Below are 15850 nucleotides of genomic sequence, written 5' to 3'. Positions count from 1 at the left end.
TGAATTAAATAATGGGACTACCATGATGATGAATTAAATACCATTGATTCGCCATCCGAGTATAAATATTCGTTGCCATTGATGTTGCTTGCAGGCGACGGCGACCGACAATTTGCATCACATTTTCTGTTAAAATAACATAAGCAATATCTCCATTAATTTCTGTTGAGATAACCTCAGTTTCAATTTCCAAATATTGAGTGGCTTTAAAAATTTGCTCCCAGGAAGCTCGAATTGCTTCCCATCCTTTCACCGCTTTCCGTCCAGGGTGAATGCAAACCGAAGCAGTTCCCTTCGACCAAAGGGTACTCATTGCTTCTAAATCCTGTTTTTCAAAAGCTCGATAAAACGCTTTATTGATCGTTAATACAAGTTGTTCATCCGTCATAACGCTGAAGTAGGGTGAGGGGGTGAGGGAAGCCAGAATAAGCGGATCTCTTCACAAGTGGCCCGAATTATGTCAGTATCATTTCCAGCATCAGGTGTTAGGGATTGGTTAACGGTTAACCGTTGGCTATCAACCGTCAACATCAAAATGTGACAGACTCGCTCAACTTCTCACCCAAAATAGGCCGTGTCAAATCGAACTCAATTGTTAGTTAGTCGTGTTTTAGTGGCTGTGATTGCCATGACCACACCACAAATTGCTCAAGCTACGGAAATTGTAGCTCAAGCCAACCCCCAAGCCAACAAACAGCTTAATGATTTGTTAGAACAGGGCCGAAAGTTGGTGGATGCTGGAGATCTGGAAAATGCCATTAGCATCTATACCCAAGCGGTTTCTTTAGATCCTAGAAACGCTAAAATTTATTCCGGGATTGCCTATTTAGAAGCGTTACGCGGTAACTTCCAAGTTGCGGCTCAATATTATCAAAATGCCTTAATCCTAGAACCGAATAATGCAGATTTTCAGTATGGTTTAGGGTTTAGTTTAGCCAATTTACAACAATATGATGCGGCGGCGGATGCCTATCGTCGGGCGACTATGCTCAAACGCGATAATATTCAAGCCCATCAAGGGTTAGCCGCAACATTATTCCGTAAAGGAGACTATACAGGGGCGATTCGAGCTTATCAAACAATTATTAGTCTGGATGCTCGTAATTGGCAAGCTTATTCTTCGATGGGAATGGCATTTCTCAAGCAAGAAAACGTGATGAAAGCCTTAGAAGTGCTGCAACAAGCCGCAATGATAGCTCCCAATGAAGCGAGTATTCAAATTAAATTAGGGGCTGCTTTATTAAAATATGGCGATCGCAATGGGGGTGTTGCCGCCTTTGAACGTGCCGCCCAACTCGCTCCCCGTGATGGCGATGTGCAATTCCAAATTGGTGAAATTTTTAAAGCTGAGGAAAACTGGGAAGCCGCCAGCCAAGCTTATCAACGGGCTTTAGCGTTAAAACCAACTTTGATGGAAGCGAATGCAGCCCTCGGAGAATTGCAACTCGCACAACAAGATTATGTCGGGGCAATTATTAGTTATCGTCGGGTGATTGAAAATAATCCCAATGATGCCTCTGCCCATTTTAATATGGGATTGGCACTGAAAGGACGAGGCAGTCGGGAGCAACAAGCGATCGCTTCTTTCCAAAAAGCCTTAGAACTTTATCAGCAACAAGGCAATCCCGAAGGCGTCAAGAAAACCCAAGCTGCTTTACAGCAATTACAACCGAAGAAAAAGTAAATTGATGTTATTAGCGATCGCATTTCCCTGAAAAACTAAGTTTTTGATCAGCTGTTTTTAGGAAGGTGCGATCGCACAAAGTCATATCAAAAACCTGTGTCATCATCTGTAGCAAACATTTAAAGATGGAATAAGTACCCAAACATAATTATTGACACATTTCTAATTCTCTATTCCCTGCGAAGCACTGAGCTTGTCGAAGTGTTCCCTGTTCCCTCTTGAAAATAGGAGTATTCACCGATGCAACTGGAAGATTATTTTGACTTTCAACGACCTGATGATATTCGAGTCAAAGGAACGCGAATCGGAATTGAAACCATCCTATATGATTTCATTCATCGTGCTCGTACTCCCGAACAAATTGCTCAAACTTATCCATCTCTTAACTTAGAACAAGTTTATGCGACTATCCTTTATTATCTACACAATAAAGAAGCCGTTAGTAACTACATTGCAGATTGGTTGGAGTGGAGCCACCAGCAACTAAAAGCACAACAACTTAATCCATCCCCTTCTGCTATTCGCTTGAGAAAACTAAGAGCCGAAAGAGAGGCTATCGAGAAAGGATAATGCCTTTAAAATATTTGCTGGATGAAAATGTAGATCCGATCTACAAAATAGGATTAAGTAAAATTGAGTCAGATTTAATCGTTTGGGCTGTGGGTGAACCTTACTCTCCCCCTAGAGGTACTTTAGATCCAGAAATTTTACTTTGGTGCGAGGAGTATAATTTTATATTGGTGACGAATAACCGTAAATCTATGCCTGTCCACTTGCTCGATCACATCAACGAAGGTCGTCATATACCAGGCATTTTTATTCTCAATGTTAAGTTAACTGTGGGGCAAAATATTAATGAGTTGATTTTCTTAGCACAGGTATCTTTTGAAGGTGAATATCAAGACCAAATTATTCATTTGCCCCATAGTTATGTTTTAGGAGTGCAATAATCGCCCCTAACAAATTATCCTGACTAGGGGAAACCTGTGCAAGGGTACTTCCAAGGTTTCATCAATTATCCAGAGTTAGTCTATTAAATGCTGTTAATACCAGGTCATGATTTACCTATAGGGGAATTTCAGCCGGATTTTTGACCTCAGTTTAAGGAATAAAATTAAAAGGGGAGGTTGAGAAACCCAGTTTTTTGATTGTTGTGAAATTTTTGGAACTGTTTCAGATTTGCTTAGTCCTATTTTTTAGGGTACATTATAACAATTGCCAAAACTTAGGATATAGACACTTGACGGGTACGAGTGGGGGGAACCTTGCCCCTACGACTGTTAACTGTCTGTTCTCCACACCTTTCTTTTTCTCCTGTTTCCTACTATCAATATTATTTCTGAGTGAGGAGTCCAATATGACCGCCAGAGTCAACACTCAATTTTTATCTCAATCTTTTATCGCTACTGGTATTAGCCTAGCCACTTTATTCTTATTAGGACAACCTATAAAAGCGCAAACTTCGGTTTCACCGGAAACGGTCAGTTCTTCATCTTCTACGGTTGTTCCTATCCTTCCCGCTCAAAACCTCAACCCGGATGTTCCCCCCTTAGATGACCCCGGTTTATTTTTACCATCCTTAGAGCAGCCAAGACGTCTGGTTCTACGGTTGGGTCAACGTCGGGTTTATCTCTATCAAGGAGAACAAGTTGTTGTTAGTTATCCCGTTGCTGTGGGTAAAGAAGGATGGGAAACGCCGACGGGGAATTTTAAAGTGATGCAAAAAATTGAAAATCCCGTTTGGCAAGACCCCTGGACGGGAGAAGTTCGTTCTCCAGGCCCTAATAGTGCGTTAGGATTACGTTGGATTGGGTTCTGGACAGATGGAAAAGATGTGATTGGGTTTCATGGAACCCCTACAATCAATTCAATTGGACAAGCCGCCTCCCATGGCTGTGTCAGGATGCGGAATGAGGATGTTGTAGCTTTATTTGAACAGGTGGAAGTCGGAACTCCGGTTATTGTTGAACCTTAAATATTTGATGTTCTATAGAGATTTTCAGGAATCACATCGAGTTCAAACTCATCTGATTCCTTTTTTGATTGTCTCAAAAGACATCAAAGATCTGATAAGCTAAGGCGTATTAAGGTTATTTGAAAATTAATGCTCACCCAAGGGGAGGAATGATGGCGCGGAAACGTCTTTCCGATATGGTACGGCAGGAAACTGAAAAAAGTGCAACGGCTGAAGTGGAAGTTGTCGTCGATGAAAGTGGGGTTGGAGTTCAATCGACTGCCTCACCTACAGAATTTGAGGCTCAACCCGACTTATTAGAGAAAATTGTTGAGTTGAAAACACATTTAGAAACGGCTCAAAAACAAGAACATTCCCTTCAAGAAAAAGTTTTAAAATTACAAGCTGAATTAGATGATAAAAATCAATTTATTGACCGCATGAAAACCGAAATTCAAGAGGCAGATTTAAAAGGAAAATTACAAAAAGCGCAAGAGGCTGCGTTACAATTATCCGAGGCAAATTCTAAATTAATTGATGAATTGAAAAACCTAAAGGAAGAAAATGAATCGTTGAAAAATGCCTTACAACTTAAAGCGCAACCACCACAATCTAAAGCCATTGTCAAACCCAAGGCTACATTAATCCCTCGTCCCTATTCTTCCCCCTCTCAACCTGTTTCTAATGATGATTTTTCCAGTAGCACTTGGTTGCTGTAGAGACTAATATAAAAGAAAAGGGCGAGAAAACCTCGCCCCTACATGGATTAATCGGTTAATCTCTAAGCGGGATTAGCTTGCAAACGCTGCTCTAATAAGCGACGAATCGATGCTTTTTCAATAAATCCCACTAACACCCCATTGCGAACAACGGGTAATTCATTTAATTGTTGTTGTTCTAAGACAGTTACCACGTCTAATAGTGGTTGTTGAGCATCAACAGTTGTTGAAAATTCCACAGGTTGCATCACTTCTTGAACTTGAATTAACGGCCATTGAGAGGTCGGAATTGTTTTCAGGTCATCCCCACTAATTTGACCGACTAATTCCCCGGCTTCATTGGTAACTAAAAATTGACGAGTTGCGGTTTTTCCAATAATATAATCGTTGACAAAGGTTCGTAAAGAAAGGGTTTGAGGAACAATCGGATTTTCATCAACTAGGGCATCCTCTGCGGTAAATTGAGATAATTGATTGCGGAGGGTGGCATCTTTGGCTAAAATTCCGGCATTACTTAACAGGAACCAACCGATTAAAATTGTCCAGAAATTAATCGAACCTCCGGCAAATAGAGGTAAAAATCCTAATAAAATTGCTAACCAACCAAATCCTTGACCGACGCGACTGGCAAATACAATGCCTTTAAATTGATTACCTGTAATTTTCCAGATGAGTGCTTTGAGAATATTGCCACCATCGAGGGGTAAACCGGGAATTAAATTAAAGACCGCTAAAGCTAAATTGACATAAGCTAAGAGATTAATTAAGGCTGTTAATGGGGCTGCGATGGTTAAAGAAGAACCCATCAAAGTTAACCCAACAAACAGGAATAAACTCACTAATGGCCCAGCAATGGCAATCCAAAAAGCCCCAGCAGGTGTTTTTGCTTCTTGGTCTAAACTGGCTAATCCACCAAACAAAAATAAGCTAATTGATTTAACGTTAATTCCTTGTTTGATGGCGACAAAACTATGACCTAATTCATGGGCTAAAACAGAAGCAAATAACAGTAACGCAGCAATTAATCCTAATAGGAATGGCAGTCCTAAACCCAATTGGGGAAATTGGGCTGCTAAACTTCCGCCATAACTTAAGGTCATTAATGCCAGAACAATAAACCAGGAAACATTAATATAAAAAGGGATTCCGAATAAATTACCGACGCGAATAGAGCCATTCATGTTGGCTACCTCTCAACTCATCCAAAAGCCAATTCAACTTCTGGTTGTTCATAACCCTATCGTAACGAATTGTAAAAAAACTGAGCAATCCGCCCCAGGTTGTAAATACTAGACGATTGAGTACGGTTTTCCGCTTTGACAATCAAGAAATACTCAGGCATTGTTCTTATGAAATTGGGTTTCTCAACGTCCAATCTCGATTTTATCCCCTTAATTAGAACCAGAAACCCGGTTTCTGGGGTGAACTCTAAACTTGATAATAAGAACGATACCACTCTACAAATCGTTGGACTCCCACTTCAATTGAAGTATTGGGTTGAAAGTTTACATCTTGAATTAAAGCATCAACATCAGCATAGGTCATGGGCACATCTCCGGGTTGAATGGGCATAAAGTTTTTAATGGCAGGTTTACCTAATGTTGCTTCTAATACTTCAATTAAATGCAACAATTCAACGGGTTGATTATTACCAATATTATACACTTTATAGGGGGCTGTTGTATGTTGATTTTCACCCGGTTGAGGAATTCTATCTAAGGTACGAATTACGCCTTCGACAATATCATCAATATAGGTAAAATCTCGTTGCATTTTTCCATAATTAAACACATCAATGGGTTTATCTTCGAGAATGGCTTTGGTAAAAATAAACATTGCCATATCGGGACGACCCCAAGGGCCATAAACAGTAAAAAATCGTAATCCCGTTGAGGGAATATTGTATAAATGGCTATAACTATGGGCGATTAATTCATTAGCTTTTTTAGTTGCTGCATATAAGCTGACGGGATAGTCTACATTATCTTCAACGGAAAAGGGAATTTTCTTATTTTCCCCATAAACGGAACTGGAAGAGGCATATACTAAATGTTGAATTTGAGAATGGCGACAGCCTTCTAAAATATTCAAAAATCCGACTAAATTACTATCAAGATAAGCATAGGGATTTTTTAAAGAATATCGTACTCCTGCTTGGGCGGCAAGATGAGCCACTCGTTCAAAATTTCCCTCAGTAAATAACTGATTCATTCCCTCTCGGTCAGCTAAATCTAGTTTTTTAAAAGTAAATCCTTCCCGATTTTTTAATTGGTCTAAACGGGCGTGTTTCAGAGACACATCATAATAATCATTAATATTATCAATTCCGATAACAGTATCTCCTCGGTCTAATAACCGTTGACACAAATGAAATCCAATAAATCCAGCCGCACCAGTGACTAATAAATTTGCCATTTTTTTATAAACTCCAGTAGTGAATATGAGAGGGAATTAAATTAGGGTTAAGAACAGACTTGACATCCATCACGACACCTTTATTTCCTAAACACCCTAATAGTTTTTCTACAGGAAGGTCGAGGTAAGTTTGATGGGGAACCGCAAGAATCATCGCATCTAGGTTCAATAAATCTGACCACTTTACTAATGTCATAGCATATTCTTGTTGAGTGGCAACAGGGTCAGCTAAGGGGTCATGAATTAACGGTTGAATTCTAAATTGATGAAGTTCCGCCACAATATCAGGAACGCGACTATTGCGTAAATCAGGTACATTTTCTTTAAAGGTTAATCCTAAAATTCCAACTTTTGCACTAGGAATGGAACAATTGGCTTGAATTAACAGTTTAACTAAACGTTGAGCTAAATAAGTTCCCATGCTATCATTAATCCGTCTTCCCGCTAAAATAACTTGGGGATGATAGCCTAATTCTTCGGCTTTTGCCGTTAAATAATACGGGTCAACACCAATACAATGACCGCCAACTAATCCAGGGGTAAAAGGTAAAAAGTTCCATTTGGTTCTAGCTGCATTTAATACATCTTGAGTGCGGATATTTAAGTGATCAAAAATAATAGCTAATTCATTCATTAAAGCAATATTTAAGTCTCGTTGAATATTTTCTATCACTTTCGCTGCTTCTGCAACTTTAATCGAAGGTGCACGATAAACCCCGGCTTGAATAATGCAGCTATAAACTTCAGTAATACTATTTAAGGTGGGTTCATCTTCTCCTGAAACCACTTTCACAATTTTTTCTAAGGTATGGGATTTATCCCCCGGATTAATTCGTTCTGGAGAATAGCCTAATTTAAAATCAATTCCTTGTTTTAAACCAGAAATTTGGGCTAATATTTTACCACAGATTTCTTCTGTTACCCCTGGATAAACCGTTGATTCATAAACAATAATATCTCCGGGTTTTATTACTTTTCCTAAGAGTTCAGAAGCTTTAATTAAGGGGGTTAAGTTGGGTTGATTATTTTTATCAACAGGCGTGGGAACTGCTACAATATAAAAGTTACAGTCTTTTAAATCTTGAAGAGATGCGGTAAATTTTAAAGATGAATTTTTTAACCTTTTATTGTCAATTTCTCCGGTAAGATCAATCCCTTGTTTTAAAGCTTCAACTCGTTCTAGTTTAATATCAAATCCAATGGTTTCGGGGAAAACTTCAGCAAAGGCAATGGCAACAGGTAAACCTACATATCCTAAACCAAGAACAGCAATGCGATGGGGATGAGAAGACATTATGATTTTAAAGATAAAAGATAAGGGGATTATGACATCGAATAAGAATTAATCACGTCACCCGCCGTTCTAAAAGTATACCCTAATTGTTGTAACCAATATAGTAAACGATTTAGGGTTTTTAAGGCTGAACCTTGTTGACGAGTGTACCATAATTTTGCTCCCCAGGGAATTGATAAATCCTCGACAGAATAGGCGGGAATAAAATCAAAGGGGTGCATATAAACTTGAACAATAGGCGGAAGGGGAGAAACTGAGGATAACAGTTGAATTAAGGATAATTGAAATAAATCAATCCATAATAACCCCATCGGTAAGGGAATCAAGGGTAAACTATTAACGGGAATTTCCCAAATATTATCTTGTAAATAGGGTTCAATCGGGACATTTTGATTATTAAACCGAGAGGGCATTTTTCCGGCAAAAACTGAAGAGTCATATTCATAGTTAGTTTGTTTTAAATAGTGATATAATCCTTCAGGAATTCGAGCTTGTGGCGCACGAAACCCTCTAATTTTTTGACCTGTAAAATCTTCTAAAATTGCTTTTGATTTTGCTAATTCTTCGATAATTTCACCTGTTGATAATGCAGGCATTTTTCGATGGGTGAAACCATGAGAGCCGATTTCAAATTTTTTTTGAATTGAAATATTGATCTCTTCTTTAATATAAGGAACAATTTCTCCATTAATAAATAAAGTAGTAGGACATTGATATTGATTTAGAATCTCAAAAATCTTCGGTAAACCCACTTTAACCCCTCGAATTGTTTCTTTAGAAGCAGGAAGTCTACCTCCCCAGTCCGTTTCGACATCAATGGAAATAATTGCTGTTTTAGATAATTTTTGATTCACGATTTTATTCTCCTAACTCTGTAAGGGCTGGAGAACCCCGCCCCTACATGATTTATTGTTTCATTTCTCGGCGAATTGCTGATAATTGATCAGCTAATATTCCATAGAAAAAGATGATAATTCCTGATAATAAAATTATCACATCTCGATCTGCTAGGTTGTCTTCTAATATTATGCCTGAAATCGAACTAATTAAACCTGCAACAATTAAAAATAAACTAACGGGTAAAAATACTCTTAAAGGGGCAAATAACACCACAATTCTAATAATTAACAAAAGGGTATTTAATCCATCTCTGACAATTTTAACTGAACTCGGACGACCGACCCGTTGATTAATAATAATCGGAACCCACTGAATTAACCAACCATTATTAATTAAGGCAATGGTTGTGGTGGTACTAAAGGAAAATCCATCGGGGGCAAGGTGCATACAATCAAAAATGGCTTCTCGTCTCATCACCCGTAACCCTGAATTTAAGTCAGGAATCTTCCATCCTGTTACCCAATTTGCCACCCATTTTAAGATTAATTTTCCAGGTTTTCTTAAAATGGGAACCGGAGAATTATAACGAGTTCCTATCGCAACATCTGCATCGCCTAACGCCATTAATAAACTCGCTAATTGTTCAGCATCGTGTTGACCATCGGCATCGGCAATGGCAATTAATCCATATTTTGCTTTACGAATTCCTGTTTTTAAAGCCGCACCATAACCGCGATTTCGACCCTGACGAATCACTTTTGCTCCCGCTTGTTTTGCTTTTTCTGCTGTTGAATCCGTTGAACAATCATCAACGACTAAAACCTCAAACTCTCCCCCAGTTGGTTTCAAGAGGTTAATCATTCCCGTCACAACCGTTGCAATTGCGGCTTCTTCATTAAAGGCAGGAATGACTAAGGACAGCCCTTTTCCTTCCGTTAAGGTTGTTTGAATTGCCGTTGTTAACTCTCCATCCACCACTTGATACATATCGTTTATCTGCTGAATTTCTCAACCTATTGTATTATCTGAAAGAATCAGACCCAGATTGCGGGTCAATTATATCTGATTTTGGATCAATTTTTAGATGCTAGTATCCCGTCTCCAGAAGTTTTTAACCGCCCCAGAAGATCACCGATTTAGCCCTCGAATGATCTTTTGGCTGACCTTGAGTCTGGTTTTCTCCATTAGTTTTGCCATTCCGCCTCTACAAAAAGCCTTCAGTGGAGAATATTTAATCATGGATGATGCCCGACAACATCTATTTTGGATGCAACGGTTTGTTGATCCTGATTTATTTCCTAATGATTTAATTGCGGATTTTTATCAATCCATTACGCCTTCGGGTGTGAGTGGTTTCTATCATTTAATGGCAAATTTAGGGATTAATCCTCTACTTTTAAATAAGATTTTACCTTTATTTTTAGGATTATTAACCACTATTTTTTGTTTTGGGATTTGTATTGAACTTTTACCTGTCCCAACTGTTGGGTTTATTGGGTCTTTACTGTTGAATCAAAATCTTTGGTTACATGGGGAATTAACAACGGCTGTTAGTAGCGGTTTTGCTTATCCCGCGTTTCTATCTTTTCTCTATTTCTTGTTACGTCGATCTCCTCTGGGCGTGGGAATTTGTATGGCAATTATGGGGAATATTTATAGCCCCTTAATGTTAGTTGCTTCTGGGGTTTTAATTTTGCGGTTAATTCAGTGGGAAAAAGGGAAACTGCAATTTTCTAATAATCGTCAGGATTATATCATTTCGGCTGTTGGTTTAGGGGTTGCAACCTTAGTGATTATCCCTTATTTTTTCTCTACTTCTGAATATGGCCCGACCATTTCAGCCCAAGAAGCTAAAACGATGCCGGAATTTTTAGATAAGGGAAGAACAGCATTTTTCTATAGCAATAGGGGGTTAAATTTTTGGTTTAAAAATAGTCGCAGTGGCCTTAAAATTTCCCTGAATCCGCCTTTAGTTATATTAGGATTTTTCTTACCAATTTTGTTCCGATTTCCCCGTCAGTTTCCGTTGGTGGAAAAAATCAGTTCTAAAATTAATATTCTGCTGTATTTAATCCTAACATCTATAGGGTTATTTGCGATCGCCCATCTCTTATTGTTTAAGTTATTTCTTCCCAGTCGCTACACCAGTCATAGTTTCCGCATCATTTTAGCGATTTCAACAGCAATTTTTTTAATTGTTGTCTTAGATGGGATTTTTCAAGCTACTCTTAAACAAATTATTGCTTTAGCATCAACGGTTGTATTTAGTTTTGTGCTAATTTTTTATCCGTTTTTTATTTGGGGAAAAGCTTTTCCACGAACTGCTTATACCATTGGAACAGATCCAGCAGTTTATCAGTTTTTACAACAACAACCGAAAGATACTTTAACGGCTTCTTTATCCTTAGAAGCAGATAATTTACCCATTTTTTCTCAACGTCCGGTTTTAGTTTCCTGGGAACACGCTTTACCGTATCAAAAGGGATATTATCGTCAAATTAAACCTAGGGTTTTAGATTTAATTTTTGCCCAATATAGCCCCAATTTAGACACAGTGAAACAGTTTATTCAGAAGTATGGCGTTGATTATTTTCTGATTGATCAAAAAGCTTTCAGTCCTGAATATATGACCGAGAATGTTTGGTTTAAACAATGGCCAGATCAAGGAAAACAAGCCTTAAGTCAACTTCAAGGAAAACAACAACCGATCCTGTTACAATCGTGGAATCGTTGTACTATCTATCAAAATCAACTCTATCGTCTGGTAAAAGCAGATTGTCTCATCAAATAACCCGCAGGGTGCGTAAGCGCAGCGCACACACTACCTGACATTTTATTATCGCAGTTTTTGACACACTCACCAGCTAACCATAGGCTCATTTAGGGAGGTCAATCATGTTAAAAAAAAGTTTAATTAATCTCGGAATTTTACCAATTTTTTTATTTAGTAATTTTACCTTAATTTCTCTCAAAAATCAACCTCCGACCTCGGTTGAAAGTTATAAACCTGATCCAGCAACATTATTTAACCAAGGAAAACAATATTATCAACAAGGACAATATACTCAAGCTGCTGATATTTTACAACAGTCTATTTTAGGGTTCTCTCAACAAGGAGATGTTGTTAATCAAGCGATCGCTTTAAGTAATCTATCATTAGTTTTACAACAATTAGGACAATGGGAACAAGCCGAAAAAGTTCTACAGGAAAGTTTGGCTTTAATTCAAGATTTATCCTTTCCTAAAAAGCCTTTAATTCTAGCTCAAATTTTAGAGATTCAAGGTCAATTAGAGCTCACAAAAGGACAACCTGAACAAGCTATTAAAACTTGGAAACAAGCGTTTAAACTTTATGCTGAAGCGGGAAATTTGTTAGGAGAAATTACTAACCAAATAAACCAAGCAACGGCTTTACAAACCTTGGGACTCTATCGACAATCTTTAAAAATGTTAACAGAAGTTAATGAAACCCTGAAATCTCAACCGAATTCTTTAATTAAAGTAACGGCTTTATTAAGTTTAGGAAATGCCTTAAAAAAAGTGGGCGATTTAAAAACGGCTCAAGCTGTTTTGCAACAAAGTTTAGAGTTAGCTAAAACTGCTAATTATTCTCAAATTTTAAGCCGGATTTATTTAAGTTTAGCCAATCTTAATCGCGCTCAAAATAATTCCGATCTCGCTTTAGAAAATTATCAAAATGCAGTAAAAACAGCCTCAAATGGTTTAGAAAAACTGCAAGGTTTGATTAATCAATATAGTTTACTGATTGATTTAAAACAATACAAAGAAGCAGAAACTCTATTCCAGGAAATTCAAGATTCTATTTCTAAAGTTCCGGTGAGTCGGAGTTTGGTTTATGCTATGGTTAATTTTACGAATTCTTTAATGAAGTTAAATTCAGCTTCTAATCATTCTAAAATTATTGATTTATTAAATACTGCAATTCAATCTTCTAAAATTTTAAAAGATCTCCGTTCAGAATCCTACTCATTAGGAATTTTAGGGAAATTTTATGAACAAAATCAACAACCCTTAGAAGCTCAAAAATTAACCGAACAAGCTTTATTAATTGCTCAATCTATTAATGCTTCTGATATTGCTTATCAATGGCAATGGCAACTAGGAAGACTTCTAAAACAACAAAATCAGAAAGACCAAGCGATCGCTGCTTATACTGAAGCGGTTAATACTTTAAAATTTCTCAGAAAAGACTTAGTTGCGATTAACCAAGATGTGCAATTCTCCTTTCGAGAAAGTGTAGAACCTGTTTATCGAGAATTAGTCGATTTAATTTTACAATCTCCGACTCCCGATAACCTAAAAACGGCCCGTGAATTGATAGAATCTTTACAACTTGCTGAACTCGATAACTTTTTCCAAGAAGCGTGTTTAGATCAAGAAATTAAACCTCAAGAAATTGATCAAATTGATCCCAATGCAGCCATCATTTATCCGATTATTTTAGCCAATCGTTTAGAAGTTATTCTCTCAATTCCGGGTCAACCTTTACGCCACTATTCTACCGAAATTTCTCAACAACAGGTTGAAACTACAATTCGTCAATTACGACTATCTTTTCAACCGATATTTTCGACAAAAGAACGATTAGAATTATCGCAAACCGTGTATAATTGGCTCATTCGTCCGGCTGAAGCTGATCTCAAAAATAGCTCAATTAAAACCTTAGTCTTTGTCTTAGATGGTTCTCTGCGAAATGTGCCGATGGCTGCTCTTTATGATAGCAAAAATTATCTAGTTCAAAATTATAATTTAGCTCTAACTCCGGGTTTGCAACTCCTGGCTTCTCAATCTTTAAAACGAAATCAACTTAAAGCTTTAACCGTTGGGTTAAGTGAAGCTCGTCAAGGGTTTTCTGCCTTACCTGCCGTTGCGTCTGAACTTGAAAAAATTGAGGCAGAAGTTCCGACAAAAGTTTTATTAAATCAACAATTTACCCGTGAGGCTGTTCAACAACAAATTCAAGAAACCCCCTTTCCCATTGTTCATTTAGCCACCCATGGACAATTTAGTTCTAAAGCGGAAGATACTTTTTTATTAACCTGGGATAGTCGAATTAATGTTAAGGATTTAGATGATTTTCTCAGCCGTCGCCAACGGGGAGAACAAAATCCGGTAGAATTATTAGTCTTAAGTGCTTGCGAAACCGCAACAGGAGATCAACGGGCTGCTTTAGGATTAGCGGGTGTAGCGGTGCGTTCTGGGGCACGGAGTACCCTAGCGACGTTATGGCAAGTTAACGATACCTCTACCGCCTCCTTGATGGCAGAATTTTATCAAGAATTAACTCAGCAACAAATCAGTAAAGCCGAAGCTCTGCGTCAAGCGCAGTTAAAGCTGTTACAACAGCCAAAATATCAAGATCCCTATTATTGGGCTCCCTTTGTTTTGGTGGGAAATTGGCAATAGATTTGTAACTCTGAAGATAGGTTAATAAAATTAAAGTATTAGTGCATCATCCAAGACCCGTGATCTAACAGGAGTCCTCTTGACTCTAGTTCAATTCTTTCTGAGTATTCTTTGGAGACTCATACTTTTATGTTTCACAACCGTTTGCACCAGCACTGGATTAGCCTATCTCTCCTGACCCTTGTGGGGGGAGCTTTTGTTCCGCAACTGTCCGTTATGGCTCAACCAACCCGTTCAGAGGGAATCCAAATTAGCATGGCTTTTGAACCCCCACCAGGGGAAGGAATGCCCAGCCGCACTGCCGGAGGAGGGTCTCGCGGTCAAACTCTGGCTGCGATTCAAACCGCACCCCCCTTAATGGCCTTAGTTCCGGCATTTTATTCTCAAACCAATCGCCAAGAAACGGATATTAAAGGATTGACGGTTGCGGCTACCCCGACATTCTTTTTCTATGTTCCTGCAATTCCGGCAAAAGAAGCCGCTTTTAGCTTAAAAGATGAAAATAACAACGATATTTACCAAACTCGTTTAACGCTTCCCAATCAACCCGGTATCCTCAGTATTGCTCTACCAAAAGATACTCCTCCGTTAAAAATTGGTCAAACCTATCGTTGGTCATTTGGGGTGATTTACAACGATGAAAACGCGCAGGAACCTAAAGTTGTGTTTGTAAGCGGGGAAGTCACCAGAACAGAACCCGATGCCACGTTAACAGCTAAACTACAACAAGCTAAACCCCTAGAACAAGCTAAAATTTATGCTGAAAATGGAATTTGGTTTGAAAGTTTAGCCACTTTAGCCCAACTGCGTCAAAATCAACCGATGGATGAAACATTAACCAAGCAATGGAATGAACTGTTACAATCCGTTGGTTTAGAATCCATTGCGAATCAACCGTTTGTGAATGCGCTTGAGAACTAATTAAGGTTAAACTCGAATGAAGTATGGAGTTATGAAACAAAAACAAACGGTCTTCAGACTTCATACTTTCAGATGGAAATCTTCTGGGCAATGGCTGAAGTTATTTCGTTATTTATGGTTAAGTCCTGTGATAACGGCTTCAGTTATTGCCCTGCAAAGTACAGGTTTTTTACAACTTTTAGATTGGGCAACCTTTGATCAATTTGTGCGGTGGCGCCCCCTAGAACCTCCTGATTCCCGGATTGTCATTGTTACTATCGATGAACCGGATTTGAAAAAGCTAGGGCAATGGCCGATTCCTGATGCTATTTTAGCACAATTAATAGAAAAAATAAAGCTTCAAAAACCGATTGCGATTGGATTAGATATTTAAATGAGATTCCACCGGATTTTTTTCATGATAAAATTGTATTCATTGGCCCCTTTGCTCAAAGTTTAAATGATCTATTTTTTACTCCTTATACCAGTAATTTATTTAGTATTAATGATCGTACACCAGGGGTAATTATTCATGCTAATATTGCCAGCCAACTGATTAGTAGTGCTATCGATGGACGCACCTTAATTCATGTTTGGTCAGATCGGACAGAATGGTT

General features: G+C 38.3%; 15 protein-coding genes and 1 pseudogene. 10 read left to right on the top strand and 6 right to left on the bottom strand.

The genetic code is table 11. The annotated features are described in order from the left end of the window. Positions 1 to 4: 4 nt before the first annotated feature. Positions 5 to 388, bottom strand: coding sequence for a nuclear transport factor 2 family protein (locus tag NMK36_RS21970; RefSeq protein ID WP_254174618.1), 384 nt, complete (start codon positions 386 to 388; stop codon positions 5 to 7). Positions 389 to 574: 186 nt separating this feature from the next. Between NMK36_RS21970 and NMK36_RS21965 the strand changes: the two genes are divergently transcribed. From NMK36_RS21965 to NMK36_RS21945, 5 genes are all read left to right on the top strand, one after another. Then, positions 575 to 1684 (top strand): tetratricopeptide repeat protein, encoded by a 1110-nt coding sequence (locus tag NMK36_RS21965; protein ID WP_254174617.1) that lies wholly within the window; start codon positions 575 to 577, stop codon positions 1682 to 1684. Positions 1685 to 1924: 240 nt separating this feature from the next. After that, entirely contained in the window at positions 1925 to 2254 is a 330-nt protein-coding gene (locus NMK36_RS21960; protein WP_072718459.1) for a DUF433 domain-containing protein, read from the top strand. After that, positions 2254 to 2634, top strand: coding sequence for a DUF5615 family PIN-like protein (locus tag NMK36_RS21955; protein ID WP_072718460.1), 381 nt, complete (start codon positions 2254 to 2256; stop codon positions 2632 to 2634). Before NMK36_RS21960 ends, NMK36_RS21955 begins: the two co-directional genes overlap by 1 nt. A gap of 407 nt (positions 2635 to 3041) precedes the next feature. Continuing rightward, positions 3042 to 3659, top strand: coding sequence for a L,D-transpeptidase (locus tag NMK36_RS21950; RefSeq protein ID WP_072718461.1), 618 nt, complete (start codon positions 3042 to 3044; stop codon positions 3657 to 3659). Positions 3660 to 3808: 149 nt separating this feature from the next. After that, positions 3809 to 4357, top strand: a complete 549-nt coding sequence (locus NMK36_RS21945; RefSeq protein WP_139295003.1) for a hypothetical protein — start codon at positions 3809 to 3811, stop codon at positions 4355 to 4357. 62 nt (positions 4358 to 4419) lie between these two features. Here NMK36_RS21945 and NMK36_RS21940 read toward each other — a convergent pair whose 3' ends face one another. The 5 genes from NMK36_RS21940 to NMK36_RS21920 all read right to left on the bottom strand — a co-directional run bounded on the left by NMK36_RS21940 (position 4420) and on the right by NMK36_RS21920 (position 9893). Further along, positions 4420 to 5538 (bottom strand): site-2 protease family protein, encoded by a 1119-nt coding sequence (locus NMK36_RS21940; RefSeq protein WP_072718463.1) that lies wholly within the window; start codon positions 5536 to 5538, stop codon positions 4420 to 4422. Between the two features lie 247 nt (positions 5539 to 5785). Beyond that, entirely contained in the window at positions 5786 to 6772 is a 987-nt protein-coding gene (locus tag NMK36_RS21935) for an NAD-dependent epimerase (RefSeq protein ID WP_072718464.1), read from the bottom strand. 4 nt (positions 6773 to 6776) lie between these two features. Next, complete coding sequence (locus tag NMK36_RS21930; RefSeq protein ID WP_254174616.1) at positions 6777 to 8066, bottom strand: nucleotide sugar dehydrogenase; 1290 nt, start codon at positions 8064 to 8066, stop codon at positions 6777 to 6779. Positions 8067 to 8095: 29 nt separating this feature from the next. After that, on the bottom strand, positions 8096 to 8920 hold the full coding sequence (locus NMK36_RS21925; protein WP_254174615.1) for a polysaccharide deacetylase family protein: 825 nt from the start codon (positions 8918 to 8920) through the stop codon (positions 8096 to 8098). Between the two features lie 52 nt (positions 8921 to 8972). After that, positions 8973 to 9893: a glycosyltransferase family 2 protein gene (locus NMK36_RS21920; protein WP_254174614.1), complete on the bottom strand. Its 921-nt coding sequence runs from the start codon at positions 9891 to 9893 to the stop codon at positions 8973 to 8975. A 97-nt stretch (positions 9894 to 9990) separates the two neighbouring features. Here NMK36_RS21920 and NMK36_RS21915 point away from each other — a divergent pair, with 97 nt between their 5' ends. The 5 genes and pseudogenes from NMK36_RS21915 to NMK36_RS29035 form a co-directional block, all read left to right on the top strand. Further along, a complete protein-coding gene (locus NMK36_RS21915; RefSeq protein ID WP_254174613.1) occupies positions 9991 to 11697 on the top strand; it encodes a hypothetical protein in 1707 nt (568 codons plus the stop codon). A gap of 104 nt (positions 11698 to 11801) precedes the next feature. Beyond that, positions 11802 to 14333 carry a CHAT domain-containing protein gene (locus NMK36_RS21910; RefSeq protein WP_254174612.1) on the top strand — a complete coding sequence of 844 codons (2532 nt, stop codon included), beginning with the start codon at positions 11802 to 11804 and terminating at the stop codon, positions 14331 to 14333. 129 nt (positions 14334 to 14462) lie between these two features. Further along, positions 14463 to 15254: a DUF928 domain-containing protein gene (locus tag NMK36_RS21905; RefSeq protein WP_072718469.1), complete on the top strand. Its 792-nt coding sequence runs from the start codon at positions 14463 to 14465 to the stop codon at positions 15252 to 15254. Positions 15255 to 15285: 31 nt separating this feature from the next. Further along, entirely contained in the window at positions 15286 to 15627 is a 342-nt protein-coding gene (locus NMK36_RS21900; protein ID WP_254174611.1) for a CHASE2 domain-containing protein, read from the top strand. Beyond that, positions 15573 to 15821 (top strand): annotated as a pseudogene (locus NMK36_RS29035) (CHASE2 domain-containing protein); the annotation flags it as partial. The gene NMK36_RS21900 and the pseudogene NMK36_RS29035, both read left to right, overlap by 55 nt. Between the last annotated feature and the right edge of the window lie 29 nt (positions 15822 to 15850).

This window comes from Planktothrix pseudagardhii (genome assembly GCF_904830925.1).
GTDB classification, from domain to species: domain Bacteria; phylum Cyanobacteriota; class Cyanobacteriia; order Cyanobacteriales; family Microcoleaceae; genus Planktothrix; species Planktothrix tepida.
The sequence above is the reverse complement of the archived record's forward strand: the minus strand, read 5'-3'. Positions and strand labels throughout refer to the sequence as shown.